Source organism: Deinococcus planocerae (assembly GCF_002869765.1).
GTDB classification, from domain to species: Bacteria; Deinococcota; Deinococci; order Deinococcales; family Deinococcaceae; genus Deinococcus; species Deinococcus planocerae.
This window is the reverse complement of the sequence record NZ_PNOR01000025.1, coordinates 13354-39546: the sequence shown is the minus strand read 5'-3', so window position 1 is coordinate 39546 and position 26193 is coordinate 13354. Positions and strand designations below refer to the sequence as shown.

Here is a 26193-nt window from a genome sequence, read left to right as displayed (position 1 = left end):
CCTCAGTTCAGGCGGGTGATGCGGCCCAGCGGCGGCGGGGTAACTTCCCTGCCGCGCAGGTAGTTCTGGAAGGCGTCGAGGTCCACGTCGCCGCCCAGGCGATTCGTGCCCTGGGCGAAGACGGTGAAGTTGTCGCCGCCGTCCGCGAGGAAATTGTTGACGGTGACGCGGTAGCTCGCCGCGGGGTCGAGGGGCTGGCCGTTCAGGGTGATGCCCACGACCTTCTCGCCCTTGGGCCGGGCGTTGTCCCAGGTGTAGGCGAAGCCCTCGCTGACCTGGAGGATGCGGTTTTGCCCGGCGGAGGGGTTGTCGAACTGCTGCTCCAGCACGGCCCCTATCTGGGCGCCCGTCAGCGTGATCACGGCCAGGATGTTTCCGAAGGGCTGCACCGCGAAGGTGTCGCCGTACGTCACCCGGCGGCCAGGGTTGGGCACGTTGGCGGGCAGGTCGGCGCGGATGCCGCCGGGGTTCATGAACGCGATCACGGCGCCGCCCTTCTCGGGGGCGCGGGTCGCGGCGAGCTGCGAGTCGGCGATCACGTCGCCGAGCGGGCTCTCGCCCGCCGGATTCTGGGCGCGGGTGATCTGCTCGACGCCGAGGGTGGCGATGGTCTGCCCGGCGACCGGATCGGTGATCGCCTTGGCCTTTTGCACGATGGTCGTCATCGCGGCGTCCTTGGGGCCGTTCGCCGCGTCCACGAGGACGTTTCTCGACTCGACGGAGACCACCCGGTTCGCGCGGGTGTCCACCTTCAGGTCGAGGCGCTGGAGGAGGTGGCCGAAGGCGTCGCCCTGGATCACCACGCGCTCCTGACCGTCCGGGCCGGGCACCCGGCAGTTGTAGCCGCGGTGGGTGTGGCCGGTCATGATCGCGCTGACGGCGGGGTCGAGGCCCCTGGCGATGTCCACGATGGGGCCGGTGAGCGTCTTGCAGTTCACCACGTCGAAGGCGTCGGGACTCGCGCCTCCCTGGTGGACGAGGGCGACGATGGCGTCCACGTTGCCGCGCTTGATCTGCGGGATCACCCGGTTGATCGCGGCGACCTCATCCTCGAAGCGCAGGCCCGCCACGCCCGAGGGGGTGACGACGGTGGGGGTGTCTTTCAGCACCGCGCCCACGAAGGCGACGCGCGCCGGGCCGACCTGCACGATCTTGTAAGCGGGGAAGGCGAGCGCGCCCGTCTTCTCGTCCACGACGTTCGCGCCGATGTAGGTGTAGGAGGCGCCGGGGAAGGGGTTGACGTACTTGCAGGCGCGGCCAGGGTCGTTCGAGTCGCAGCCGCCCTTCTGGAAGCGTTGCAGCTCGGCGTAGCCGTAGTCGAACTCGTGGTTGCCCACCACGTTGACCGCCATGCCGAGTTCACTCAGCGCGAGGATGGTGGGCTCGTCGCGCAACAGGCCGCTGACCAGGGGGGAAGCGCCCGTCATGTCGCCCACGCCCACGAAGACGGTGTTGGGGTTTTCCTGGCGCGTCTGGGCGAGGATGCCCCCGATGGTCTCGATGCCGCCCGCCTGCACGGTGACCGTCTTCGTGCGGTCGGCGGGGTCGGGCACGCGGAAGCTCGTCGGCAGGAGGTTGCCGTGGAAATCGTTCACGCCGAGGACGGTGACCGTCACCTCGGGCTGGGCCGGGCCGAGAATCGAGGAGCAACTGCTCAGGGAGAGCGCCGTCCCCACCAGCATCAGGTTTCTTTTCATGCGTGACGATTTTCGCACGAAGGAGGTCAGGGGCGTGTGAGGCGCCTCAGGCCTCCTGCCCCGCCCACCGGGACGCGAGCAGGGCCCCCCGCACGGCCTCCAGAAACGCCTCAGGCTCCAGGGTCGTCCCCTGGGCGAGCGCGGGCCGACCGCCCCCCTTGCCGCCCGCGGCCTCCAGCGCCCGGCCCAGCAGGGTGCCGGCGGGCACGTCCTCCCGCGCGCTGCCGACGCCGCAGCGTCCGCCGGGGGCGAGGGCGGCCACCACCTCGTCCCGGGGCACGTCCGTCAGGACCAGGGGCAGCAGGGCCACGTCGTCGAGCGTCACCTCGCGCAGGGGGACGCCGCCGACCTCACGGGCGGGCACCTGCCGCACGAGCGTGTGGGCGAGGCGCTGGCGCAGCGTGGCGGTCTCCCCCTTCAGGGTGGCCCGCTCTTCCGTCAGGGCCGCCACCCGCTCCGGCAGACGCTCCACCGGAATGCTGAAGTCCTGCGCCAGCGCCCGGCTCTCCGCGTATACCCCGCCCAGGTACTGGGCAGCCTCCTCCCCCGCCATGAAAGACACGCGGGTCAGCCCGCCCCGGATGCGCTCGGTCCGCAGGACAACCACGGGCGCGGCCATCGCGGCGTGGGGGACGTGCGTGCCCCCGCACGCGCTCACGTCGAAGGGCACGCCCTCCGGGTCGCGGAAGATCACCAGCCGCACGTCGCCCTCCACCTTCGCCTCCCGCCGCAGCGGGTAGCGGTGCAGTTCCGCGCTCGGCACCGTGGGCGTGTCGAGCGTCAGGGGCGTGCGGGCGAGCGTCTCGCGCAGCAGGGTCTCGGCGGCGCGCACGTCGGCCTCGGAGGGGTCGCCGTGCAGGTCGAGGGTGGACTCCGGATTCCGCATACTCACCGCCGCCACCCCGAAGGCGGGGCTGATCCGGTGGAAGGCCTGCGCGAGGAGGTGCTCGCCGCTGTGCCGCCCCGAGTTCCGCCACCGCCGCGCCGCGTTCACCTCGCCCGTGACGGGCGTGCCGACCTCCGGCCCCGCGTCCTCCAGCTCGTGCCAGACCACGCCGCCCTCGCCCTTGCGGGTGTCCCGCACGCGGACCTCTCCCCCGTCCCAGCGCAGCCGGCCCGCGTCCCCGTTCTGCCCGCCGCCCTCGGGATAGAAGGCGGTGGCGTCGAGGGCGACGGCCCTCTCCCGCACCTCCGTCACGGTCGCGCCGAAGGTGAGGAGGGCCGGGTCTTCGCGGAACAGGGGGCGGGTCATGGGCGTCAGGGTAGAGCGTGGGGGCAAGGGACGGGGGCGGGCGTGAACCCCGCGTCCACGCCCGCCCCCTTTCCCGCGACTTCCGGCCCTCAGACCTCGACGTGCGCCGCCGGGACCCGCTCCCCGCGCCTGCGGGTGGGCATGGAGAGGTTGGGCATCATCAGCGTGGCGAGCAGGGCGAGCAGGGCCACGAGGATGCTCCAGCGGTAGATGTTGGCGATGGCGCCCGCGAAGGAGACCTTCACCACCCGCTCGATGCGCTGCCCGGCGGCCTCGAAGGCGGCGTACTGCTCATTCAGTTGGCTCAGCACCCCCGCGCGGCCCTGCTCGGTGGCGAGGGCCTGCGCGGGAATGCGGCCCAGCCCCTCACGCAGGCCCTGCGGGAGCGCCGGGTTCTGGGCGATCTGGCCGAGGGCGGCGGCGTTGCCGCTCTGCACGGCGGCCTCCACCTGACGGCGCGCGGTTGCAAGTCCGGTGGCCTGGTCGGTGCCCTCCGCCTGGGGGGCCGCGCCGAAGCCGCCCCCGGTGTTCCGCGCGGCGGCCTGCTGGCTCTGGGTCAGGATCGCCTGCACGGCGGGGGGCTGGCCGACCTTGGCCTGCTCGAAGTTGCGGGTGAACTGGGTCGAGAGTCCGGCGGTCAGGAGCGCCCCGAAGATCGCCGTGCCGATGGTGCTGCCCATCTGCTGGAAAAACTGCCCGGCGCTCGTCGCCACGCCGATCTCCCAGGGCTTGACGGCGAGTTGCAGGGCGGTGGTGAAGAGGGGCAGCGCGGGCCCCAGGCCCAGGCCGAGCAGCACCATCCGCAGCACCACCCCGCCGTAGGGCGTGTCGGCGCTCAGGGTGCTCAGGCTGAAAAAGCCGACCACGGTCAGCGCCAGCCCGATCAGGATGAGCGGCTTGTACCGACCGATGCGGCTGGCGATCTGCCCGGAGGCGATGGAGCCGATGATCAACCCGACCGTCAGGGGAATCGTGGCGGTCCCGGCGGCGGTGGCGCTCACCCCCTGCACGTTCACGAGGTACAGGCTCAGGAAGAGGATGGCCCCCAGGAACCCCGCCCCGATCAGGAAGCGGGCGACCGCCCCCCACGCGAAGGTGGGGTTGCGAAAGAGGGTCAAGGGCAGGATCGGGCTCTCGTGGCGGCTCTCCACGAACAGGAAGGCCACCAGCGAGGCGGCGGAGAGGCCGAACAGGCCCAGGATCAGGGGGCTCGTCCAGGCGTAGTTGCCGTCCGCCCCCCACGTCAGCGCGAGGAGCAGCGGCACGGTAAAGACCAGGATCAGGAACGCGCCCAGCCAGTCCACCTTCGCCTCCAGCCCGCTGGCGAGCCGGGGCATCCGGGAGGCGATGAAGGACAGGGCGATCAGCCCCAGCGGCAGGTTCACGTAAAACACCCAGCGCCAGGAAATCTGGTCGGTCAGAAAGCCGCCGAGCAGGGGCCCCAGCACGCTGCTGAGGCCGAAGACGGCCCCGAACAGGCCCTGGTAGCGGGGCCGGTCCACCGGCTCGAAGAGGTCGGCGATGATGGCGAAGGCCACCGAGCCGAGCGCCGCCGCCCCGATGCCCTGGACACCCCGGAACACGACGAGCTGCATCATGCCGCCGCCGAAGAGGTTGCCGAAGAAGGGCTCACCGGAGAGGCCACACAGCGCCGAGCCGATCAGGAAGATCACGATGCCGGTCATCAGGATGGGCTTGCGCCCGTACAGGTCCGAGAGCTTGCCGTAGATGGGCACGAGCGCCGTGTTCGTGAGGAGGTAGGCGGTCGTGACCCAGGCGTAGAGGTTCAGCCCGTTGAGGTCCTGGGCGATGCGCGGCATGGCGGTCGAGACGATGGTCTGGTCGAGCGCGCTCAGGAAGAGCCCGAGCAGCACCCCGAAGAGGATCACGCGCTTGGTGCGCATGTCGAGCGTCTGTGCGTAGTTGATGCGCTCGACGGCGGCGCGGGCGCCGGGTGGGGGGGGAGTGGTCATGGGTTCTCCTGGGAGGGGGGGGTACAGTCGGGGCCGGGGCCGACCTCGGCCACCAGCGCGCGCACGGCGGCGGCGGCGGCGCGGATCGTCTCGGGTCTTACCCGGCTGAAGGCAGTCTCGTAGGCGCCGATAAACTGCGCGTCCATCCGGTTCACGATGTCCTGACCCTGGACGGTCAGGGCGACGAGCTTCTCGCGGCGGTTGTCCGGGTTCTCCCGCCGCTCGGCGAGCCCCCGGCGCACCAGCCGCTCGACGAGGTGGCTCATCGCGGGCAGGCTCAGGCGGGCGCGGTCGGCGAGCGCCGTGACGGTCAGGGGGGCCTGCGCGCGGAGCTGGTGCATCACCGTCATCTGGGTAAAGCTCAGCTCGTGGCCCTGCAACTCGTCTTGCATGTTCAGCAGCACCCGGCTGCTGATGAGTCGGTGCAGTCGCCGCATCTCCGCCGCCAGCCGGGCGGCATCGGCACTGGCCTGGTGGGCATCGTTCGGGGCGTTGGCCTGCGCCAGCGGATCGGTCATGGTTGCAAGCTTGAAAGGGTTTGACTCATAAGATGGTATGATGCTTCACACTGAGCGGCGGGTCAAGCTGACAAACAGGCCGAGCGGTGTGGGCGGGTGACGCCGACGAACGCAACCTTCACCGGCACCTGTCCTCGCGCCGCAGCATCGAGAGTTAGGGCAGAGGCGAGGGTGTTGTGACTGGCCCGGCAGGCCGCGAATTCTCGCCCCGCCAAAGCGAGGACACGGGTGATCAGGCGTTCCCGATGTTCGAGGACGAAGGATACGGGGGACTGTGCCAGCCCCGGAGCCGATTCCGGCGCGTCGTGACCCTTGTGGGCGAAGCTCAGGGTGTGCGGATGGGCCACCACGTCGGCACGCCCTCCGCGTCCCCCCTTTCGTGACGATGGCCCAGGCGTTGACGGTGAGGGGCAGAAAGTCCCGGCTCCCTGTGGTCGGGTGAATTGGAAGCGGCGGTCGTCGCTCGTCAGGGCCAGTTGGGGAACAGGGCGCAGACCAGGCCGAGGTAAGCAGCGGCCCCCTCTCCACAGGAAAACCGCCGCAGGTTGGAGACGAGCCGGGGGGCGATGATGCCCCAGCCTGTCACCTAACCGAGCAGACCGAGGGCGTACTCGCCCATCCGGCGGGGAATGTCCACACCCGTCGTGCTCACCGAATTCTTGAATTCCATCGTGTGGTTGATCTCGATGACGAGCAGGCCCCGCCCCGGGTCCTCCACGAGGTCGATGGCGACGATCTCGCCGTGGACGGCGGCGGCGGCCCGGAGGGCGAGCCCCTCGATCTCGGGTGTGACCGGGCAGTTGCTCGCCGTGGCCCCCCGCGCCGTGTTCGTGATCCAGTGCTCGGAGGTGCGGTAGATCGCGCCGATGCACTCGCCGCCCACGACGAAGGCGCGGATGTCGCGGCCCGGCTTGGCGATCATTTCCTGCACATAGAAGATGCCGTGCTGAGGCCCGCCCAGCACCTCCTTGTGCTCGATGACCGCCTCGGCGGCGTCGCGGTCATTGATGCGGCTGACCATCCGTCCCCACGAGCCCACGGTGGGCTTGAGGACGACCGGGTAGCCCAGCTCCTCGATGAGGGCGAGCGCCGCCTCCCCGTCGAAGGCGACCCCCGTGCGCGGCGTGGGCAGCCCGGCGCGGGCCAGCGCGGCGTTCGTGGCGAGCTTGTCGCCGCACAGCTCGATGACATGGGAGGGATTCACGACGCGGACGCCGAGCCCTTCCAGCGCCCGCGTGACCCCGTGCCCGCGCGACTGGCTCACGCAGCGCTCGAGGGCGACGCGCCACGGCACCCCGGCGCGCCCGGCGTCGTCGAAAGTCACCCTGAGCTGCGGCGCGTACACCTTGTCGTAGGGCACGCCGAGAGCGTCGAGCGCCGCGAAGAGCATCTTCTCGTCGGGGCGGATGCGGTCGTAGATGATGGCGAGGTCGGCCATAAGGTGTAGGGGGAGGCAGTCAGCTTTCAGCGGTCAGCCGTCAGCACGGGGCTGAGAGCCGACCGCTGACGGCTGAAAGCGCCTTACTCGCCCCAGTCCTCCGCTTCCTGCGGGGCCTGCTCCAGGCGCGGGGGGTCGATGGACACCACCTCGTACTCCACGCCCGTCTCGTCGTCGATGACGAGTTCGCCGAGTTCGGGATCGGTGAGTTCGATGGTCGCGCCCGTCTCCGGGTTTTCAAATTGAATGGTCGGCATGGCGTTCTCCTTGCGGTTGACAGGTTAACTCAGGCTGCCTTAGGCCGGAGGGGTTGCCTAGCCCGCGCGGGAGCCGTCCTCGTCCTCGAACTCCAGCTCGATGCGGGCGCGGCAGTGGGGGCAGGTGACGACGCTGACCTCCACACCGTCTGCGCCCTGGACGGTGGGTGCGGCGGCGAGCATGTCGTCGGTCACGTCGAACTCCTCGCCGCAGTTGGGGCAGACGGTGAGGATGCCGAGGAGTTCCAGCTCGAAGTCCTCGCCGCCCTCGTTGCGGGTGACTTCCATCTCGGCGTTGCACGAGTCGCACACGATCACGTCGCCGACGGCCAGATCGGCGCGGTCCTCGTCGGTGAGTTCGAGAACCTCCGCGCACACGGGGCAGTCGATTTCCAGGGTTGCCATGCCCAGAGTGTAGTGAGGAGGAATGGGGGATGAGTGATGAGGGGGCTACTCGGCGGGTTCGCCGGGAAAACGCCCGTACTTCTTGAAGAAGGCGAGGATGCTCCCCTCCCGCAGCGCCTCGGTCAGGAACGCGGGGGGCGGGGGGAGCTGGAAGGTCTCGGTGCCGCGCGTGAGCACCCCGGAGGCCACGTCCAGCGTCACCTCGTCGCCGTCTTCGAGCACACCCGTCAGGTCGGCCTCGAAGGCGGGGATGCCCAGGTTGAGCAGGTTGCGGTAGTGGATGCGGGCGAAGCTGGGCGCGATGATGCCGCCCACCTGCAACTTCTTGAGGGCCTGCGGGGCGTACTCGCGGCTGGAGCCCAGGCCCCAGTTGCGCCCGCCGATCAGCACGTCGCCGGGCCGCACCTGCGAGGCGAACTCCGGGCGGATGTAGTGGAAGGCGAAGGTCTGGAACAGGTCCTCACCTGCCATGAAGGGGGCGAACTTGCCGGGGAGGATGTCGTCGGTGTTCACACTGTCGCCGAATTTCCAGACTCGGGGCATGGGATTTGCCTCTTTCTTTCTGAATGGCAGGGACGAGGGTGATGCAGAGGGTCAACAATAAAATTAAATCTTCGCTTCAACCGATATCTCTGCGATTTGAATGGGGAACCAATAGCTGTCCCCTACCGAGCCACCCTCCGCATCGTTGTTCATGATTGCAGCTTCTCGTGCGAGTTCTAAGGTTGGCAGCAGGCCCCATCTATTGAAAGTCGCGCCTAGATCACGAACGAACCCATCACGCACGTCGTAACAGACGGAAGTGTGCATATCACCCCAAGGCTGTACTCCCCACACTTCAAACCCGAGAGCTTTGGTACCAGGAAAAGGAAGGGCGGCTTTTTGTGCCGCAAGATGTTTTCCGGTTAGCAGCGTGTTGCTAGCAGGGGGCGCAGTAGCATCGAGGAAACTGGGAAGCAGATCATCAGGAATCGACAACTCGTATAGGCCTACATCGGGGCGTCCCTGAAACCATCTATTCAGGAAGTTGGCAGCAGGCATGTACTCAGAGAATACGCCGTCAGTCCCCCATAATGAATCATTACAGAGCTTATCGACCTCTGCCTGAAACTTTTGCCTCTCTTCTTGATCTAGCCGAAGCCCTTCCATGTAGACTGTCTTAGTTTGTGAATCTTCCATCCACGTTAAAGCCAGATTAGAAGGGTGGAGCGTGCAAACACACTCTGTTGGCGTGTAAACGGTTTCTGGCACGCTTGAATGCATCCATTCCGTTCGCGAATGTCCTTCAATTAGGACATACCCGACGACGATCATACGGGTATAGGCTTTCTAAGCACATCTTCCGGCAATGCGATCCGTCCCATCACCGCCGTCGCCGCCGCCACCGCGGGCGAGGCGAGGTAGATTTTCGCGTCCTTGTCGCCCATCCGCCCGATGAAGTTGCGGTTGGAGGTCGAGACGCAAACCTCACCGGGGGCGAGCACGCCCTGGTGACGGCCCATGCACGGCCCGCAGCCCGGCGTGCCCAGCACCGCGCCCGCCTGCATCAGCGTGAGGAGGGTGCCGTCCCCCATCGCCGCCTCCATGACCTCGCTGCTCGCCGGGATGACGAGGAGGCGGGTGGAGGGATCGACCCGCTGGCCCTTCAACACCTCGGCGGCGGCGTGCAGGTCCTCCAGCCGCCCGTTCGTGCAGGTGCCGATGAAGACCTGATCGACCTTCAGGCCGCGCAGCTCGGACACGTCGTGAACGTTGTCCACCTCCGAGGGCGCACTCATGCGAGGGCGCAGGGCGGCGAGGTCGATGGTCACGTCCTGAACGTAGGTGGCGCCGGGGTCGGGGTATACCCAGTCGGGAATGTCGTAGCCGTAGCCCGTCAAAATCTCGCCACCGGGAACGACGAGGCCCGCCTTCGCGCCCGCCTCCACGCACAGGTTCGCCAGCGTCATTCGCTCGCCGCGCGTGAAGCGGTCTCCGGCGTGAATCTCGACGCTCTGGTAGGTGGCACCGTCTGCCCCCAGGACGCGGATCATCTCCAGGGCGGCGTCCTTAGCGGTCACGCCGGGTCGCAACTCGCCCACGAAGGTGACCTTCACGCTCTCGGGCACCTTGAGCCACGTCTTGCCGCTCGCGGCGGCGAGGGCGATGTCGGTCGCGCCCATCCCCGTGCCGAAGACGGCCACCGCCCCGTAGGTCGTCGAGTGGCTGTCCGAACCCAGGACGATCCAGCCGGGTTGCGCGAGGCGTTCTTCCATCAACACCTGATGGCAGATGCCGCGCCCCACGTCGAAGAGCCGGACACCCGCCTGCGCGGCGTACTCGCGCGCCTCCTTCTGCGCCTGCGCGACGCTGACGGTGGAGGCGGGGGCCACGTGGTCGATCACGATGGAGACGCGCTCCGGGTACTTGGGGCGGGCAGCGAGGTCCTGCTCCATCCTCTGAATGAAGCTCTGCGCGATGGAGTCCACGACCATGACCTGATCGACCTCCACGACGGCGAGGTCCCCGGCGTAGACGGTTCGGTCGCCGCGCCGCGAGAGGATTTTTTCCGCCATCGTCTGCGGGCGGGGAGGGGGAACGTTCATGGGTGCCAGTCTCGCGTGTCTTCTGCACCCGTACCGTGAGCTTGCCTGTTCAGGTGGCGGTGACGCCTGGCAAATGACAGGTCTTGCCGCTGGGGCGCGGACGGGCACCTCCCTCGCTGCGCCGCGGCTCGTCCCGCCCTATGCTGCGCCTATGGTCAAGCTGGAGGAAACGCAACTGCCGGGCGTGGGCGTGCGGCACGATTTCGACGGGCGCTTCGGCAAGCGGGTGGGGGTGATCACGCACCGGGACGGGCGGCGCGAGATTTTCGTGGCCCGGCGGGACGACCCGGACGCCTGCGCGCAGAGCATCGTGCTGAGTGACGAGGAGGCCGAGGCGGTCGCCGACCTGCTGGGCGGCAGCACAATTACCCGACACATGAACACGCTGACCCAGGACATCGAGGGGCTGGCGATGGACTGGGTACCTCTCGCCGAGGGCACGCCTTTCGCCGGACGCCCACTGGGCGAAACGCAGATGCGGACCCGCACGGGCACGAGCATCGTGGCGGTCATGCGAAGCGGGCAGGCGATCCCCGCCCCCGGCCCCGAGTTCGGGCTGGAGGCGGGCGACACCGTGGTCGTGGTCGGCACGCCGGGCGGGGTGGTGCGTGCGGCCCGGCTGCTGGGCGGCGAGGGCTGAGGCACCCGGCCCCCACCTCCCCTCTCTGAGCCTCCCCCTCACCGAGCGCCGCGCGCCCCAGCTCCGGCCCGCTCCCCACCCCTGGAGGCCCTCCTCTGTCCCTCGGTCAACTGTTCCTGGAAATCGGCGCGGTCATCCTCGCCCTGGCCTTCGTGGGCCGCGCCGCCGGGCGGCTGGGGATCACGCCCATTCCGCTCTACCTCCTCACGGGGATCGTGCTCGGGGCCGTCATGCGCCTGGGGGACGCCCCGGGCGAGTTCATCCACGTCGGGGCGGAGATCGGGGCGGTGCTGCTGCTCTTCACGCTGGGGCTGGAGTACACCAGCCAGGAGCTGCGGGACAACCTGCGGGCGAACCGTCAGGTCGGGCTGCTCGACCTCGCGCTGAACTTCACACCGGGGGTGGTGGCGGGGGTGGTGCTGGGGTTCCCACCCCTGGGGGCCGTATTGCTGGGAGGCGTCACCTACCTGACCTCCAGCGGCATCGCCAGCAAGGTCTTGTCGGACCTGGGGAGGCTGGGTAACCGCGAAACGCCCGTCGTTCTGGCCGTGTGCGTGCTGGAGGACGTGGCGATGGCGGTCTACCTGCCCGTCGTCGCCGCGCTCCTGATCGGCGGAACGATGGCGGCGGTCGGGGTGAATCTGGTCGTGGCGCTGGACGCCTTCGCGCTGGCATTTTTCCTGGCGCTGCGCTACGGGCACGTCCTGAGCCGGGTGGTGAACGTGCGGAACAACGAGACCCTGCTCCTGAGCGTGTTCGGGCTGGTGCTCGTCGTGGCGGGAGTGGCCGACCTGCTGCGGGTGTCGGCGGCCATCGGCGCCTTCCTCGTCGGCATCGCCCTCTCCGGAGAGGTCGCCGACCGCACCCGCGGGCTGATCGAGCCGCTGCGCGACCTCTTCGCCGCCGTGTTCTTCGTCTTCTTCGGGCTGCAACTCGACCTGGGGACCGTGCCGGGCGTCCTGCTGCCCGCCGTGCTGTTGGCCGTCATCACGAGCGTCACCAAGTTCGTCACCGGGTGGTGGGGGGCCGCCCGCGCCGGGGTGCAGACGCGGGGCCGCTTCCGCGCCGGGGCGACCCTGATCCCGCGCGGCGAGTTCAGCATCCTGATCGCCGGGCTGGGTCTGGGCCTCGTGCCCACGCTGGGCCCCCTCGCCGCCGTGTACGTCCTGCTGACAGCGATTCTGGGGCCGCTCCTGGCGCGCTTCGACGGACAACTGGCGCCGCTGCTGGACAGGCGGCTGCGGGAGGCAAGGACGGGATAGCAGAAGGCGAAAGGCAGATGGCTTGTCCCCTCGCCATCTGCCTTCACCTTGAGCCTTCTGCCTCCCTACACCGCCAGCCCCTGCGCGTGCGCGCTCACCTCGCGCGGCTCGTACTGCCCGGGCGGCAGGCCGATGGCGGGCGTGTTCGCCTCGAACTCGTCACGCCAGCCCACCTCGTCGAGCGCCTTTTTCCACGCGCCGATGCTCTCGCTCCGGTAGATCGAGTAGGCGGCCATGCCGACCTCGGGGCCGCCGCGGGCGATCACCGACTCGACCCAGGCCCACTTGGCGGAGACGTTGCGCAGTTCGGCGGTCGTCCGCAGCTCCTTCTGAATGCGCTTGAGCCTCTTCTCGATGGTCTGCACCCCCGCGAAGGGGTCGGCGAAGTGCGGCGTGTGGCGCTTGGGCACGAAGGGGCTGACCCCCAGCGCGACCCGGTTGATCTTGGCGAGGTCCTTCGTGAACTCGATCAGCTCGGTGATGTCGTCGTCGTTCTCGGGCCCCAGGCCGATCATCATGTAGACCTTGATGCCGGAAAAGCCCAGGTCGCGGCTGATCTGCGCGGTCTTGATCAGGTCCTCGGTCGTGATGCCCTTCTTCAGCCAGCGGCGCAGGCGCTCGGAGGGCGCGTCGGAGGCGACGGTGAAGGTCCGCAGCCCGCCCGCCTTCAGAATCTCGGCCAGTTCGGCGTCCACCGTGTCGGCGCGGATGCTGGACACGCCCAGCTTGATGCCGCGGTCGGTCAGCACCCGCCCGACGTACTTGGTGTGCGGGAAGTCGGAGAGCGCCGCGCCCACCAGCCCGACCTTCTCCACCCAGTCGGGGATGGTGTCGAGGAGTTCCTGCGCCTGGTTGTTGCGGTTGGGGCCGTACATCGTCCGCGCGAGGCAGAAGGTGCAGGGCCGCGGGCAGCCGCGCTGCGCCTCCACCAGGAACATGTTGCTGAGTTCCGAGTTCGGCGTGACGATCTGGCTGTAGGCGGGCAGCAGTTCCTTCGGCGCCGTCGCCCACGTCGGCTCGTGGACGTGCCGGGCGGGCAGGAAGATGCCGGGCATCCCGTCGATCAGGTCGTAGAAGTCCTCGCGGGTCTGGGATTCCCGCAGGGCCTCGGACACCACGGGCACGATCTGCTCGCCGTCGCCGATCACGATGATGTCGGCAAAAGGGGTCAGCGGGTAGGGGTTGGAGGACGTGAAGGGCCCCCCGATCATCACGATGGGGTCGTTCTCGTCGCGCTCCTCGCGCAGGGGGTGCATTCCCGCCACGTCGAGGGTGCGGATGATGTTGGTGAGGTCCAGCTCGAAGGACACGCTCAGGGCGAAGAGTTCGCAGTCGCCCGCGTCCCGCCCGCTCTCGACGGTGGGCAGGGCCTGCCCGGTGCGCTCGAAGGCGTCCACATCGTCGGGGAGGAAGGCCCGCTCGCAGGCAATGCCCTCTTCCTGGTTGAACATGCGGTAGATGACCTGATAGCCCAGAGAGGCCATTCCCACGGAATAGCGGTTAGGAAACGCCAGCGTGACGCGGATCGGGGCCTGCTTGAACATGGTCCCCGTCTCCGCATCCAGCAGCGGTTTGATCTGGTTGCGCCAGTAACTCAAGAAGCCTCCCGGATCGCGCTGGGGGCTGAGGGGTGCTCAGGAGTCAGCGCGCGTCACAATCGAATAGTTTAAAGGATCTTGTTTCCCCAAATGAAGCGGGAATCACGGGTAGGGCCGTCAGGGAGTCAAGAGGTCAAGGGGTCGAGAAGTCCCAGGAAGGCGTGCGTGCGGTACATCAGGGTGACGGTGCCGCCCTGCCCGTGCGCGTCGCATAGCGCGTCGAGCGCCCGCGTCATCTCCGGGTAGGTAGGGGCACTTGGCGATGGCAGGTAACTGACGCTTCCGGCGAGGGCGTACAGCCGCCCGCGGGTGAGGGTCAGGGAATTTTCGAAGGTGAGGCGTTCGAAACCACCGGGGAGGAATTGAGGAAGCTCGTCCTCAGGGACGCGGGTGGCGAGGTCAGGGGTGCCGGGGGCGAGGAAGCCGTTGACGACGGCCCCGTAAGCGAGGTTGAACGCCGTCTCCTCGCCCCGCCAGTCGTTCCAGACCAGGAGTACCTTGCCACCGGGGGTCAGGACGCGGCGAAACTCCTCCACCGTCGGCGCGGGTGTGAACCAGTGGGCGGCTTGCGCGGCGGTGATGAGGGAAACGGAGGCGGCGGGAAGTCCGGTGACCTCGGAGGAGCCCGGCTGCACAGTGAGACGGCCCGCCTCGACCTCCCCGGCGAGTCCTGCCGCGAGCTGGGCGCGCATCTCCGGATTGGGTTCGACGGCCACGACCCGGGCACCGTGGGCAAGGAGCAAGCGGGTGAAGAGGCCCGTGCCCGCCCCCACGTCCGCGACCGTGCCACCCAGCGACCCCCGCTCTGTCAACCACGCCCCGAGCGAGGCCGGATAAGAGGGCCGCCCCTGCGCGTAAGCATCCGCCCGGCCCAGGAACCGGTCGGCAGAGGTCAAGGGCGCGGCCCCTTCGTCGGTCGCCACGCGCTCGCCAGGAAGTAGGCCAGCCCGGCGAGCAACCCCGTCCCCAGCAGGTAGCCGAGCAGCCGTCCCAGCACGCCCGCCGTCCCGACGATGAACGAGCCCAGGCCCACGAGCACCTGCCCGGCGAGCCACACCAGGGCCAGCGCGGTCACAGCGAGCAGGATCACACCCGCGAGGGCGAGGAGGAGGCGGGTCATGGGGGGAGGGTAGCAGAAGGCGAAAGGCAGAAAGCAGAAGGCAACAAGGGCTGAGGCCCACGCCCCAGCCCCCGCAGTTGGCCTTCAGCCTTCTGCCATCTGCGCGCCTTCAGGCGCCCCGCATGTTCTCGACGATCTTGTCCGCGAACTGGCTGGTCTTCACCTCGGTCGCGCCCTCCATGTTGCGGGCGAAGTCGTAGGTCACGACCCTTTGCTGGATGGTCTGGTCGAGACCCTTCAGAATCAGGTCGGCGGCCTCCGTCCAGCCCATGTAGCGCAGCATCATCTCGCCGGAGAGGATGACCGACGAGGGGTTGATCACGTCCTTGCCCGCGTACTTGGGTGCCGTGCCGTGGGTCGCCTCGAAGACGGCGTGGCCCGTCACGTAATTGATGTTGGCGCCGGGCGCGATGCCGATGCCGCCCACCTCGGCGGCGAGGGCGTCGGAGATGTAGTCGCCGTTGAGGTTCAGGGTGGCGATCACGTCGTACTCGGTGGGGCGCAGGAGAATCTGCTGGAGGAAGTTGTCGGCGATCACGTCCTTGATGACGATGCCGTTCGGGAGCTGGCACCAGGGCCCGCCGTCGATCTCTACGGCCCCGAACTCGCGCTTGGCGAGGTCATAGCCCCAGTCGCGGAAGGCGCCCTCAGTGAACTTCATGATGTTGCCCTTGTGCACGAGCGAGACGTTCTTGCGCCCGTTGTCCACGGCGTACTGGATGGCGGCGCGCACGAGGCGCTCGGTGCCCTCCTTCGACACGGGCTTCACGCCGAAGGCCGAGGTCTCGGGAAAGCGGATCTTGGTGACGCCCATCTCCTCCATCAGGAAGCGGCGCACACGCTCAGCCTCGGGAGTTCCGGCGCGGTACTCGATCCCGGCGTAGATGTCCTCCGTGTTCTCGCGGAAGATCACCATGTTCACGTCTCCTGGCCGCTTGAGGGGGCTGGGGACGCCCTCGAAATACTGCACCGGACGGACGCAGGCGTAGAGGTCGAGTTCCTGGCGCAGCGCCACGTTGATCGAGCGGATGCCGCCGCCGACGGGCGTGGTGAGCGGCCCCTTGATGCCGACGAGGTACTCGTCGAAGGCGTCCACGGTCTCCTGGGGGAGCCACTCGCCCTCGCCGTAGACCTGCACGCTCTTCTCGCCCGCGTAGACCTCCAGCCACTCGATCTTGCGCTCGCCTCCGTAGGCTGCCTCCACCGCCGCGTCGAGCACCCGCACGGACGCGCGCCAGATGTCGGGCCCGGTGCCGTCGCCCTCCACGAAGGGGACGATCGGGTGGTTCGGCACCTGGAGCTTCTCCCCCTGCATGGTGATCTTCTCGCCCTCGGTGGGCACCTTGACGTGCTGCTGGGTGTTCGTCATGACGGCCCAACTCTACCTCCCCACCCCCAAGTGGGGGGAATGTCGTCCCTGTCACCTGAACGGGGTACAGGGGTTCAGGTCCCGTCAGAAGCGGCAAGACCCCCGGAGCGTCAAGGCGTTGCCCCCGGAGGGTGACGCGAGGGCCAAGCCTCAACTTACCCACGGCTGAGCTTGTGGGCGCATCCTGTGGCTACCCAATCCGGGAATCCACCGCACAGGAGGTCTACACGCATGAGTGATGACAAGAGCACGCTGGGCAACCTCGCCGACGCCGCCGGGGCCAAGCTGAAGGAAGGGGCCGACCGCGCCCGCGCCGCCGGGCACGAGGTGGCCGGGGCCCTCAGCGACAACCCCAAGCACGACGCCGAGGCGATGGAAGACCGCGCCAAGGCCGAGGTCCACAACACGCAGGCCCACGCCGAGTACAGCGAGGGCAAGCGCGAGGCGCAAGACGGCGACGGCCACTGAAGCCCAGCACCGCCTGGCAGGACCGGCTCTTCGCAAGAGGGCCGGTTTTTTTCATTCCTTAATGGGCCGCCGACCCGTAGACTGCCGGGCATGACCACCACCAAGCGGCGGGAGTCGCGGCGGGCGCAACATGTCCGGGGCGCGCAGGGGGCACGCGTGACCGTGCGCAATACCCTGATCGCCTACGCCTTCATGCTGCCCTTTCTGATCCTGCTCGTTCTGTACCACACCTGGCCGGTCTTTTTCGGCACGTACCTGGCCTTCACGAAGTACAACATCATCTCCCCGCCGGAGTGGGTGGGGCTGGAGAACTTCCGCACCCTCGCCGCCGACTCGCAGTTTTGGGCCGGGCTCAGGAACAGCCTCAAGTACATCCTCGTCGTGCCCGTCATCCAGCTCCTGAGCATCGCGGTCGCCATGCTCGTGAACAGGCCGCTGAGAGGCATCGGCTTTTTCCGCACGGCTTACTACGTGCCGGTCGTGACGAGCTTCGCGGTGGTGGGCCTGATCTGGACGTGGATGTACCAGCAGGACGGGCCGGTGAGCGCCGTGCTGAGGTTCCTGGGGTTGGAGGCGCGCGGCAGCCTGCTGAACAACCCGGTCACGGCCCTGTACGCGGTGATGTTCGTGACCCTGTGGAAGGGCATCGGGTACTACATGGTGCTGTACCTCGCAGGCTTGCAAGCGATTGGCCGCGAGTTGGAGGAGGCCGCCGTGATCGACGGGGCGACCCGCTGGCAGGTCTTCGTGAACGTGACGCTGCCGGGGCTGAGGCCGACCATCCTGGTGTGTAGCCTTCTGAGCACCATCAGCGCGATCAAGGTCTTCGAGGAGATTTACGTGATGACGCAGGGCGGACCCGCCGGAAGCACCTACACGGCGCTCTTTTTCACCTACTCGCGGGCCTTCGTGGACTTCCAGTACGGGCTGGCCGCCGCCGCCGGGCTGATCATCGCGGTGATCAGCATCGTGTTCGGCTTCATCAACTTCAAGCTGACGAGGGGGGGGAAGGCGGATGCTTGAGAGAGCGGCCAGCAGCCAGCGGCCAGCGGCCAGCCCGACCCTGAGCGAGATCAAGGCGCGCAGGCGGCGCAAGAACCTGCTGTGGAACGCCCTCGCCTACACGGTCCTCGTCGTCATCGCGCTGATCTTGCTCTATCCCTTTTACTGGACCCTCATCACCAGCCTGGAGACGACGGGGAGCATCTACGAGGCGAAGCTACTGCCCAAGGACGTGAGTCTGCGAAACTACTTCGAAGTGTTTCAGGGAACGACGGTGCCGTTCTGGCGCTTGATCGTCAACAGTCTGATCATCTGCACGCTGGGCGTCACGCTGACGGTCACGCTGGCCTCGCTCGCCGCCTACCCGCTCGCCAAGATGAGGTTTCCGGGGCGGGACCTGATCTTTTACGCGATCCTGGTCCTGATGGTGCTGCCCAACGAGGCGGGGCTGATCGTCAACTACATCACGACGATCAAGCTGGGGCTGCTCCAGCAGACGAACCCGGTGCTGGACGCGGCGCGGCAGTACGCGGCGGTCGTGCTGCCGGGCGTGGCGAGCATCGTGGGCCTCTTCCTGCTACGGCAGGCGTACCTGGGGGTTCCCATCGAACTCATCGAGGCCGCCCGCATCGACGGGGCGAAGGAACTGACGATCTGGCGGCGGATCATGCTGCCGCTCGCGCTGCCGACCATCGTGGCCTTCTCGATTCTGGAGTTCGTGGCGTACTGGAACTCGTTCCTGTGGGCACGGATCATGCTGCCGGACAAGGAGCTGATGCCGCTGTCGGCGGGGCTGCTCGAACTCTCGGGCACCTTCAGCACGAACTCGCGCGCGGTGATGGCGGGGGCGGTGATCACCGTGTTGCCCATCCTGGTGATCTTCGCCTTCGGGCAGCGGTACTTCATGAAGGGCATCGAGGGGGCGGTGAAGGGGTGAAGCAGGTGCGGACGTGGGACCTCACCCGGAATGGCAGGATGAGCGTATGAAGAAGCTGTTGGGCGCTGCGACCGTCGCCTTCACCCTAACCGCCTGCGGGGGCAGCGGCGTGGAGGAAGTGTTTCCCCTGACGGTGGTTGGCGTGAACGTGCCCGCGACCGTCTCTTCCACGGAGGCGCTGCGAGTCGACGTTCGTGCCTACAACTTGAGCACCTGTGAGGGCTTTGACCACCGCCTGAGCATGGTGTCCCGGACGGCGCAGGCCCTGACGCTGCGGGCGGAATCTGTGGGCAGACGTTCGAACCGTCCCTGTCCCCCCGTCGTTGAGGAAGGCACGTTGTCCTACACCGACCCCGGAACGCCTGCCCGCGTAGGCCCCTTCGAGGTCATCGTGAACGGGAAATCGTGGGGCGAGGTCGGCGTCCAGTGACCCTCCCCTCCCACACCGAACCCCGCTCCTGGGATGTCCTCGTCGCCGGGGGCGGCACCGCTGGCGCCATCGCGGGGATCGCCGCCGCTCGGGCTGGAGCGCGCGTGCTCGTCGTGGAGGCGCAGGGGAGCCTGGGCGGCACGGGCACAAACGCCTGGGTCACGCCGCTGATGCGGAATGTCTCGGCGGGGCGGAACCTGAACCGGGGGCTGACGGACGAACTCAAGGCCAGGATGCACGCGCGGGGTGACGGCGCGACCGACCCCGGCGGCAACGACAACTGGTTCAATCCCGAGGGCATGAAGTTCGTGCTGGAGGAGATGTTGCTGGAGTCGGGTGGCGAGGTGCTGTACCACACCCACGTCGTTCAGCCACTCGTGGAGGAAGAGCGAATTACCGCGCTCGTCGTCCACAACAAGGGCGGGTTACAGGCCCTCCACGCGGGCGTGTTCATCGACTCGACGGGGGACGCGGACGTGGCCGTGGGGGCGGGCGTCCCCTTCCACGCGGGCGACGAGGAGGGCATTCACCAGGCGATGAGCCTGCGTTTCACGCTCGCGGGGGTGGACACGGAGAGGCTGTGCGCCTTCTTGAACGCGCACGGGCAGGGACAGACCTCTGCCGACTTCCTGCACTTCTGGATGGTGTGGGGCAAGCGGTCCACGCTCGAACCGCTCTTCCGGGAGGCGGTGGCGGCGGGCGTGCTGGAGGAGCGCGACGGCGACTACTTCCAAGGCTTCAGCGTGCCGGGGCGGCCCGGCGAGATCAGCTTCAACTGCCCGCGCATCCGCGCCGACCTCAACGACGGGGCGAACCCCTGGCACCTCAGCGCGGCGCAGACGGACGGGCGGGCGGCGATTGACCGACTGACGGCCTTCTGCCGCCGCTATCTGGAGGGGTGCGAGTCGGCCTTCATCGGCACCGTGGCGCCGATGGTGGGGGTGCGGGAGACGCGGCGCATCGTCGGGGAGTACACGCTGACGCTGGAAGACATTCTCGACTGCCGCCGCTTCGAGGACTCGATCTGCCGAAACCACTACCCGGTGGACATCCACTCGGTGAAGGCGGGCGCCCATCTCCTGCACGAGCGGGAGGGCAAGGCGCCGTACTTCGCCCCCGATGCCTTCCACGAGATTCCCTACCGCTCCATCGTGCCGCAGGGGGTGGCGAACCTTCTCGTGCCGGGCCGCGCGGCGTCGAGCACCTTCGAGGCGCAGTCGGCGATCCGGGTGCAGCAGAACTGTCACACGATGGGCGAGGCGGCGGGGATCGCGGCGGCGTGGGCGGCGCGGGAGCATGGGGGCCGGGTGCGCTGCGTGGACGTGGCGGCCCTGCAATCGGAGATGCGGCGGCTGGGGGGGAACGTGTGAGGGGAAGCGGTGGGCTCTGCGCCGTCAGCGATGGGCCGAAGATCGCGATAGGGACGCTTCTCCTGATCAGACATGCGAAGGCGACCGGGCAGGCTCTCGACGCGCCACTGACTCCAGAGGGGGAGGTGCAGGCCGCGCAGTTGGCGGAAAGGCTGGCCGAGCTGGGCATCACCCGCATCGTGAGCAGTCCGTGGAGGCGGGCGGTGGACACGGTGCGCCCGCTGGCGGCCCGGCTGGGGCTGAAGATTGAGACGGACGGGCGATTGACGGAGCGGGTGCTGAGCGGTGCCGACCTGACCGACTGGATGACGCACCTGCGGTCGAGCTTCGCGGATGATGAACTTGCGCTGATGGGGGGCGAGTCGGGCACGACAGCGCGGGCACGCATCGTCCGAGCCCTCGCCGACGCCCGCGACCCGCGCGGCCTCACCGCCGTCGTCACCCACGGCAACCTGCTCGCCCTCGCGCTGGGGCTCGACTTCGGGGGCTGGGCGACCCTGTGCAATCCCGACGTGTGGACGCTGGACGCGGAAGGACGAGCGGCACGATTGGAAACGGCATGACCGAGCGAACCTTCGACCCCGCCGACCCGCACGCCACGCCGACGCACGAGGGGACCCCGTACCTCATCGAACGGCGGGTGCTGGCGGGCGTTCCCGTCCTCATCGAGCGACCTGCGGAACTGGCCGACGTGCGGGCCGTGTGCCTCACCTACCACGGGGCGTGGGCGGCGAAGGAGGGCAAGCTCGGCGTGTACTCCGGGCTCACCGCGCACGGCTGGGCCGTCGTCGTCCCGGACGCGGCGCTGCACGGCGAGCGGCTGGGAGACACGCCGCCCGGGCTCAACGCCCGCGAGTACGTCTGGGAGAGCGTGCGCCGGACGGTGGCGGAGGCCCCGGCCCTGCTGGACGCCCTGGCGGAGCTGGTCGGTCCGGTTCCCGTCTCCGTCACCGGGTCGAGCATGGGCGGGTACGTGACGCAGACCCTCGCGCGGACCGAGAGGCGGGTGCGGCGGGCGGCGGCCCTGATCTCGTCCGGCGTCTGGCACGAGCCGGAGGTACGGAGGCCGGAACTGCGCGCCTTTCTGGAGGCCCACCGCCCGCTCGACCACGCCGGAGACGCCCCGCCCATCCCCCTCCTGCTGGCGAGCGGGGACGTGGACCCGGCCTTTCCCCTCGCCGCGCACCACGTTCCCACCGCCGCCGCGTACCGAGAGGCTTACGGGCGGGCGGGCTGCCCCGGGGATTTCCGAGAGGTCGTCTTCCCCGGAGTCGGCCATTACACGAGTCAGAAGATGCGGGACGAGACGGTCCGCTTTCTGCTCGGCTCCTGAGCCCTTCTAGCCCGGCGGCGGCACGCGCACGATGGTGAGCATGTAGCGCCCGAGGGCCTGAATCGCCTCGTAGAAGCGGTCGAAGTCGATGGGTTTGACGACGTAGCTCGCGGCGTGGGCCTGGTACGAGCGCAGGATGTCCTCCTCGGCCTGGCTGGTCGTCAGGATGATGACGGGGATGGTCATCAGCGCGGGGTCGCGCTTAAGGACGGCGAGGAGTTCGAGGCCGTTCATGCGCGGCATGTTGATGTCGAGGAGGATCACGTCCGGGCGGGGCACGCCCGCGTACTCGCCCTCCCCGCGCAGGAAGGCGAGGGCGTCTACCCCGTCGCGCACGACGTGCAATCTGTTGGCGATTCCGGCGGCGGCGAAAGCCTCCTCGGTCAGGAGGATGTCGGCCTCGGTGTCCTCGACGAGCAGAATCTCGATGGGTGTGGTCTCGGAACTGGTCATCAAGGTCTCCGGTCTAATGCCCGTAGTGTGGTGCCCCCGGCCCGCAGAAACACCCGAAACCCCGCCCGGCGCCTTTACGCTCCCGAAACGCGGCCTTGGCGTTCCCTTGAGTCGCCGCCGGGGCGGGCTAGGCTGGGGCCCATGAACCTCCTCCAAGCCTCCCTCGCGGGCGGGGCCGCCTTCCGCGAGCCGTCCCAGCTTCTCGACGGGCTCACCCTGGAGGTCGCCTCCCGGCCCGTACCCGGCGTGCCGTACACCCTCGCCGCCGTGCTCGCCCACCTCGCCGTGACGGGCCGCGCCAGCCTCGACCTCGCCTCAGGCCGCACGCAGGCGTGGCCGGAGGGCCTCGACGTGTGGCCGGACCCGCCCGTCACCGAGGCCGGATTTCGGCACCTTCTCGATGAACTCACCTTCGAACTCGCCGAGGCGCAGGCGCTGGCGGGGGACCCCTCCGAGCGGGCGCGGGACGTGTTGACCGACCTCGCCGCGCACAACGCCTACCACTGGGGGCAGGTGGCCCTGCTGCGGCGAGTCCTCGGGGACTGGCCGGAGGAGGCAGGCGAGTGAGGGTGCGGGTGGGGAGCCTCAACCCGGCGAAGGTGGGGCCGGTGCAGGGCGTGTTCGGGGCGTGGTGGCCGGACGCCGAGGTGGAGGGCGTGGACGTGCCCAGCGGCGTGCCCGAGCAGCCCGTCGGGGAGGCGCAGACGCGCGAGGGAGCGGTGAACCGGGCGCGGGCGGCCCTGGTCGGGGCGGACTGGGGCGTGGGGCTGGAGGGGGGCGTGACCTTCGACGGGAAGGAGGCGCGGCTGTTCGGCTTCGTCGCCGTCGCGCGCGGGGGGCGGGTGGAGGTCGCCCGCACGGCAGAGGTGCGTTTGCCCCCCGTCGTCGCAGGACGGGTGCGGGCAGGCGAGGAACTGGGCCGGGTGATGGACGAGCTGCTGGGCACGGTGGACGTGAACCGGGGCGTGGGGAGTTTCGGGGCGCTCAGCCGCGGGATGGTCACGCGGGCGGACGTGTGGCGGCAGGCGGTCGCGTTCGCCGCCGTCCCTTTTCTGGACCCGGGGCTGTACCCTGAGCCATGAACCCCGACCTTCAGGTCACCAACAACGAGGCCGAACGCCGCTACGAACTCCGCCTGGACGGCAACGTCGTGGGCTTCGCCGAATACCGCCCGGCGGGGCCCGCCCTGATGTTCACCCACACCGAGGTCGAGGAGGGCCACGAGGGGCAGGGGCTCGGCAGCACCCTCGTCCGCGCCGCGCTCGACGACGCCCGCGCGCAGGGGCGACAGGTCGTGCCCATGTGCCCCTTCGTGGCCGCCTTCATCCGCGAGCACCGCGAGTACGTGGACCTCGTGCAGCCGGGGCAGCGGGGCGTGTTCGGGCTGTAACGACGGTCACGGCTGTTCCCGGGCGGGAAACGCACGGTTGCGTTCCTCCGCGAGGCGCACCCTCAGAGAGATGACGGCCTCCCCTCCTCCCCGGCCCGTGCCCTGGGTCACGCGGCTGACGCTGCTCTTGACCGCCACCCTCACCATCATGAGTGGGGCGACCATCGCGCCCTCGCTGCCCGCTATGCAGGAGCACTTCGCGGGCTTGCCGAACGCCGACGTTCTGGTGCGCCTGACCGTGACGGTCGTGGGCCTCGCCATCGCGGTCAGCGCGCCCCTGAGCGGCTACCTCACCGACCGGATCGGGCGGCGCCCGGTGCTCGTCGTGGCGATGGGGCTGTATGCCCTGGCCGGGTCGAGCGGGCTGTACGCGCCGGACCTGACCACCCTGATGCTCGGGCGGGTCCTGCTCGGCCTCGCGGTGGGGGCGACGATGACGGCGGGAGCGGCGCTGGTGGCGGACCTCTTCGCCGGGGAGGAGCGGGCGCGCTTCCTGGGCTTGCAGAGTGCGTTCACCAGCCTCGGCGGGGTGATCTTCCTGCCGCTGGGCGGACTTCTGGCGAGTGTGGGGTGGCGCGCCCCCTTCGCGGTGTATCTCGCCGCCCTCCTGATCGTGCCGCTGGCCCTGCGGCTCCCGCGCGGGGAGACGGCGGGGGCGAGGGGCGCCGGGGACGCCGCCGAGCGTGTGCCGTGGCGGTGGGTCCTCCCGGCCTACGCGGTGGCGCTGGGGTACATGGTGGTCTTCTACCTGATGCCCACCCAGCTTCCCTACCGCCTGGAGGGGCTGGGGGTGGCTCCGGCGCAGGTCGGCTTCGTGATGGGGGTCAGCACCCTGTCGGGCGCCGTCGCGGCGCTGTGGTTCTCACGGCGCGGCGGCACCCGCACCCCGGCCCTCACGGCGGGCCTGAGCATCCTGGCGATGGCGACCGGGTGGACGGTGGTGAGCCTCGCTCCCGGCGCCGGGTGGGTCGTCCCCGGCCTGATCGTCGGTGGGGCGGGCGCGGGCCTGGTGACCCCGAACCTCACGACCTTCCTCGCGGGCCTCGCCCCGGCCCACGCGCGGGGAAGGGTGATGAGCGGGCTGTCGGCGAGCATCTTCCTGGGACAGTTCCTCTCGCCGCTCCTCGCCCAACCCTTTGTGCGCGGAGCCGACGTGAGTCACACCTTCGCGGCGGGGGCGGTGTTCGCGGCGCTGATCGGGGCGGGCCTCCTCGTGGCCGGGCTCCGGCTGGCGGCAAGGCGGTCGGCGGCGGGGTAAGCGTCGCCCCCGCTCCCCCGTATCGCGATACCTATCAATCGCCATTTCTGAGTCTTTAATACTTACCATGTGATACCTTAACCCCATGATCGTCGTCAAGGTGGGCGGAAGCGCCGGGATCGACTACAACGCCGTGTGCGCCGACCTCGCCGCGCGGTGGAAGGAGGGCGGGCGGTTCGTGCTCGTCCACGGGGGGAGCGGGGAGACGAACCGCGTCGCGGAGGCGCTGGGACACCCGCCGCGCTTCGTGACGAGCCCGAGCGGGTACACGTCGCGCTTCACCGACCGCGAGACGCTGGAAATCTTCGAGATGGTGTATTGCGGCAAGATCAACAAGGGCATCGTCGAGCGGCTCCAGCGTCTCGGCGTGAACGCGGTGGGCCTCAGCGGGCTCGACGGGCGCATCTTCGAGGGCCGCCACAAGGACACGGTGCGGGCAGTCGAGAACGGGAAAGTGCGGGTGCTGCGGGGGGATCACACCGGCACCGTCGAGCGGGTGAACGTGGACCTCGTGCGGCTCCTCCTCGGTGCGGGCTACCTCCCCGTCCTGACCCCTCCCGCCGCGAGCTACGAGGGCGTGGCGATCAACGTGGACGGGGACCGGGCCGCCGCCGCCCTCGCCGTGGCGCTGGGAGCCGACGCGCTGCTCCTCCTCTCGAACGTGCCCGGCCTGCTGCGGGAGTACCCGGATGAAAGCAGCCTGATTCGGCAGATTCCGGCGAACGACGTGGAGAGCTATCTGGAGTTCGCCCAGGACCGCATGAAGAAGAAGGTCCTGGGCGCCGCCGAGGCCGTGCGGGGCGGCGTGAAGCGGGTCATCTTCGGGGACGCGCGGGCGGGGCAGCCAGTGAGCGCGGCACTGGGCGGGGCGGGGACGGTGGTGAATTAGGTTCTGCTTGTACCCGGTCGGTAGACTGGGCACGTGAAAGACCCCGAATACGCCGCCGCAGAACGGGAACTGTACGCCTCCTGGCGGCGGGCCCAGGCAGCCATGCTGAGGAGCTGGGAAAAGCATGGGCCAGAGTGGTGGCGACGACTTGCCATGCTTTTCTTCGCTGCCGCGATGGGTTATATGGCTGTCTTCTCTGTCTGGTTCTTTATAGACTCGCTGGAGCTATTCAGATCGTACAATCTCGGCTTCCCGTGGCAGGCCCTGTTCTTGCTCCTGGTCACCATCGGCCTCCCGCTATTCTTCCGGTTCCTGCCTCAGACTCGCCCGTACCTCCGGCACTTTGACTGGGAACTTGGTCTTGGGTTCAGCGCCGGAGTTGTCATGACCGTCCTCCTCGCGCCACCCTGGACCTGACAGCCACGCTCGCCTCTCCCATGACGGATCAAGGTGAACATGCTGTGGCAACGTCGGGTGGTCGTGTCCTGGTGGCACTGCTCAACAAGAGAAGCGGTCCCGGCTGGCACATTCGCCGCTTCCAGGACCGCT

Annotated in this window: 30 protein-coding genes; 15 read left to right on the top strand and 15 right to left on the bottom strand. The window is 68.9% G+C overall.

What is annotated here, in order from left to right; translation table 11 throughout:
* Nucleotides 1-2: 2 nt before the first annotated feature.
* The 10 genes from A7B18_RS14595 to A7B18_RS14555 all read right to left on the bottom strand — a co-directional run bounded on the left by A7B18_RS14595 (nucleotide 3) and on the right by A7B18_RS14555 (nucleotide 10125).
* Nucleotides 3-1697 carry a bifunctional metallophosphatase/5'-nucleotidase gene (locus A7B18_RS14595; protein ID WP_102127430.1) on the bottom strand — a complete coding sequence of 565 codons (1695 nt, stop codon included), beginning with the start codon at nucleotides 1695-1697 and terminating at the stop codon, nucleotides 3-5.
* Nucleotides 1698-1743: 46 nt separating this feature from the next.
* The gene (locus A7B18_RS14590; RefSeq protein WP_102127429.1) at nucleotides 1744-2949 is read right to left on the bottom strand and encodes an alanyl-tRNA editing protein; all 1206 of its coding nucleotides are present in this window, start codon (nucleotides 2947-2949) and stop codon (nucleotides 1744-1746) included.
* An 89-nt stretch (nucleotides 2950-3038) separates the two neighbouring features.
* Nucleotides 3039-4922 (bottom strand): MDR family MFS transporter, encoded by a 1884-nt coding sequence (locus A7B18_RS14585; protein ID WP_102127428.1) that lies wholly within the window; start codon nucleotides 4920-4922, stop codon nucleotides 3039-3041.
* Nucleotides 4919-5440: a MarR family winged helix-turn-helix transcriptional regulator gene (locus A7B18_RS14580; protein WP_102127427.1), complete on the bottom strand. Its 522-nt coding sequence runs from the start codon at nucleotides 5438-5440 to the stop codon at nucleotides 4919-4921. Before A7B18_RS14580 ends, A7B18_RS14585 begins: the two co-directional genes overlap by 4 nt.
* Before the next feature lie 586 nt (nucleotides 5441-6026).
* Entirely contained in the window at nucleotides 6027-6878 is an 852-nt protein-coding gene (lysX, locus tag A7B18_RS14575; protein WP_102127426.1) for a lysine biosynthesis protein LysX, read from the bottom strand.
* A gap of 83 nt (nucleotides 6879-6961) precedes the next feature.
* Complete coding sequence (gene lysW, locus A7B18_RS14570) at nucleotides 6962-7135, bottom strand: lysine biosynthesis protein LysW (protein ID WP_102127425.1); 174 nt, start codon at nucleotides 7133-7135, stop codon at nucleotides 6962-6964.
* A 57-nt stretch (nucleotides 7136-7192) separates the two neighbouring features.
* Nucleotides 7193-7540, bottom strand: a complete 348-nt coding sequence (locus A7B18_RS14565) for a hypothetical protein (RefSeq protein ID WP_180970179.1) — start codon at nucleotides 7538-7540, stop codon at nucleotides 7193-7195.
* A 45-nt stretch (nucleotides 7541-7585) separates the two neighbouring features.
* Nucleotides 7586-8083 (bottom strand): LeuD/DmdB family oxidoreductase small subunit, encoded by a 498-nt coding sequence (locus A7B18_RS14560; RefSeq protein ID WP_102127424.1) that lies wholly within the window; start codon nucleotides 8081-8083, stop codon nucleotides 7586-7588.
* A 63-nt stretch (nucleotides 8084-8146) separates the two neighbouring features.
* A complete protein-coding gene (locus tag A7B18_RS21500) occupies nucleotides 8147-8854 on the bottom strand; it encodes a hypothetical protein (RefSeq protein ID WP_146009550.1) in 708 nt (235 codons plus the stop codon).
* Nucleotides 8851-10125, bottom strand: coding sequence for a 3-isopropylmalate dehydratase large subunit (locus A7B18_RS14555; RefSeq protein ID WP_102127423.1), 1275 nt, complete (start codon nucleotides 10123-10125; stop codon nucleotides 8851-8853). The genes A7B18_RS21500 and A7B18_RS14555 overlap by 4 nt, the downstream gene beginning before the upstream one ends.
* A gap of 151 nt (nucleotides 10126-10276) precedes the next feature.
* Here A7B18_RS14555 and A7B18_RS14550 point away from each other — a divergent pair, with 151 nt between their 5' ends.
* A complete protein-coding gene (locus A7B18_RS14550) occupies nucleotides 10277-10765 on the top strand; it encodes a cation:proton antiporter regulatory subunit (protein ID WP_180970178.1) in 489 nt (162 codons plus the stop codon).
* A gap of 95 nt (nucleotides 10766-10860) precedes the next feature.
* Nucleotides 10861-12027 carry a cation:proton antiporter gene (locus A7B18_RS14545; protein WP_102127421.1) on the top strand — a complete coding sequence of 389 codons (1167 nt, stop codon included), beginning with the start codon at nucleotides 10861-10863 and terminating at the stop codon, nucleotides 12025-12027.
* A gap of 65 nt (nucleotides 12028-12092) precedes the next feature.
* Here A7B18_RS14545 and A7B18_RS14540 read toward each other — a convergent pair whose 3' ends face one another.
* From A7B18_RS14540 to icd, 4 genes are all read right to left on the bottom strand, one after another.
* Nucleotides 12093-13625 carry a B12-binding domain-containing radical SAM protein gene (locus A7B18_RS14540; RefSeq protein WP_102127420.1) on the bottom strand — a complete coding sequence of 511 codons (1533 nt, stop codon included), beginning with the start codon at nucleotides 13623-13625 and terminating at the stop codon, nucleotides 12093-12095.
* A gap of 125 nt (nucleotides 13626-13750) precedes the next feature.
* Entirely contained in the window at nucleotides 13751-14521 is a 771-nt protein-coding gene (locus A7B18_RS14535) for a class I SAM-dependent methyltransferase (RefSeq protein WP_245872899.1), read from the bottom strand.
* Entirely contained in the window at nucleotides 14518-14745 is a 228-nt protein-coding gene (locus A7B18_RS14530; RefSeq protein WP_102127418.1) for a hypothetical protein, read from the bottom strand. Before A7B18_RS14530 ends, A7B18_RS14535 begins: the two co-directional genes overlap by 4 nt.
* 109 nt (nucleotides 14746-14854) lie before the next feature.
* Entirely contained in the window at nucleotides 14855-16114 is a 1260-nt protein-coding gene (icd, locus tag A7B18_RS14525; RefSeq protein WP_102127417.1) for an NADP-dependent isocitrate dehydrogenase, read from the bottom strand.
* Nucleotides 16115-16345: 231 nt separating this feature from the next.
* Here icd and A7B18_RS14520 point away from each other — a divergent pair, with 231 nt between their 5' ends.
* The 7 genes from A7B18_RS14520 to A7B18_RS14490 all read left to right on the top strand — a co-directional run bounded on the left by A7B18_RS14520 (nucleotide 16346) and on the right by A7B18_RS14490 (nucleotide 21654).
* A complete protein-coding gene (locus tag A7B18_RS14520) occupies nucleotides 16346-16582 on the top strand; it encodes a hypothetical protein (RefSeq protein WP_102127416.1) in 237 nt (78 codons plus the stop codon).
* Between the two features lie 90 nt (nucleotides 16583-16672).
* A complete protein-coding gene (locus A7B18_RS14515; protein WP_102127415.1) occupies nucleotides 16673-17605 on the top strand; it encodes a carbohydrate ABC transporter permease in 933 nt (310 codons plus the stop codon).
* Nucleotides 17598-18521, top strand: coding sequence for a carbohydrate ABC transporter permease (locus tag A7B18_RS14510; protein ID WP_102127414.1), 924 nt, complete (start codon nucleotides 17598-17600; stop codon nucleotides 18519-18521). The genes A7B18_RS14515 and A7B18_RS14510 overlap by 8 nt, the downstream gene beginning before the upstream one ends.
* 46 nt (nucleotides 18522-18567) lie before the next feature.
* A complete protein-coding gene (locus A7B18_RS14505; RefSeq protein ID WP_102127413.1) occupies nucleotides 18568-18951 on the top strand; it encodes a hypothetical protein in 384 nt (127 codons plus the stop codon).
* Nucleotides 18948-20321 (top strand): FAD-dependent oxidoreductase, encoded by a 1374-nt coding sequence (locus A7B18_RS14500; protein ID WP_102127412.1) that lies wholly within the window; start codon nucleotides 18948-18950, stop codon nucleotides 20319-20321. The genes A7B18_RS14505 and A7B18_RS14500 overlap by 4 nt, the downstream gene beginning before the upstream one ends.
* Complete coding sequence (locus A7B18_RS14495) at nucleotides 20318-20884, top strand: histidine phosphatase family protein (protein ID WP_245872898.1); 567 nt, start codon at nucleotides 20318-20320, stop codon at nucleotides 20882-20884. Before A7B18_RS14500 ends, A7B18_RS14495 begins: the two co-directional genes overlap by 4 nt.
* Nucleotides 20881-21654 (top strand): alpha/beta hydrolase family protein, encoded by a 774-nt coding sequence (locus tag A7B18_RS14490; protein WP_102127411.1) that lies wholly within the window; start codon nucleotides 20881-20883, stop codon nucleotides 21652-21654. The genes A7B18_RS14495 and A7B18_RS14490 overlap by 4 nt, the downstream gene beginning before the upstream one ends.
* Before the next feature lie 6 nt (nucleotides 21655-21660).
* Here A7B18_RS14490 and A7B18_RS14485 read toward each other — a convergent pair whose 3' ends face one another.
* Nucleotides 21661-22107 carry a response regulator gene (locus A7B18_RS14485; protein ID WP_102127410.1) on the bottom strand — a complete coding sequence of 149 codons (447 nt, stop codon included), beginning with the start codon at nucleotides 22105-22107 and terminating at the stop codon, nucleotides 21661-21663.
* Nucleotides 22108-22248: 141 nt separating this feature from the next.
* Between A7B18_RS14485 and A7B18_RS14480 the strand changes: the two genes are divergently transcribed.
* The 6 genes from A7B18_RS14480 to A7B18_RS14455 all read left to right on the top strand — a co-directional run bounded on the left by A7B18_RS14480 (nucleotide 22249) and on the right by A7B18_RS14455 (nucleotide 26061).
* Nucleotides 22249-22674, top strand: a complete 426-nt coding sequence (locus tag A7B18_RS14480) for a DinB family protein (RefSeq protein WP_102127409.1) — start codon at nucleotides 22249-22251, stop codon at nucleotides 22672-22674.
* Entirely contained in the window at nucleotides 22671-23189 is a 519-nt protein-coding gene (gene yjjX, locus A7B18_RS14475; protein WP_102127408.1) for an inosine/xanthosine triphosphatase, read from the top strand. The genes A7B18_RS14480 and yjjX overlap by 4 nt, the downstream gene beginning before the upstream one ends.
* Nucleotides 23186-23497 carry a GNAT family N-acetyltransferase gene (locus A7B18_RS14470; protein WP_102127407.1) on the top strand — a complete coding sequence of 104 codons (312 nt, stop codon included), beginning with the start codon at nucleotides 23186-23188 and terminating at the stop codon, nucleotides 23495-23497. The genes yjjX and A7B18_RS14470 overlap by 4 nt, the downstream gene beginning before the upstream one ends.
* 70 nt (nucleotides 23498-23567) lie before the next feature.
* Nucleotides 23568-24755: an MFS transporter gene (locus A7B18_RS14465; protein WP_180970177.1), complete on the top strand. Its 1188-nt coding sequence runs from the start codon at nucleotides 23568-23570 to the stop codon at nucleotides 24753-24755.
* 85 nt (nucleotides 24756-24840) lie between these two features.
* A complete protein-coding gene (locus tag A7B18_RS14460; RefSeq protein ID WP_102127405.1) occupies nucleotides 24841-25644 on the top strand; it encodes a [LysW]-aminoadipate kinase in 804 nt (267 codons plus the stop codon).
* A gap of 33 nt (nucleotides 25645-25677) precedes the next feature.
* A complete protein-coding gene (locus tag A7B18_RS14455; RefSeq protein ID WP_146009549.1) occupies nucleotides 25678-26061 on the top strand; it encodes a hypothetical protein in 384 nt (127 codons plus the stop codon).
* Nucleotides 26062-26193: the final 132 nt, after the last annotated feature.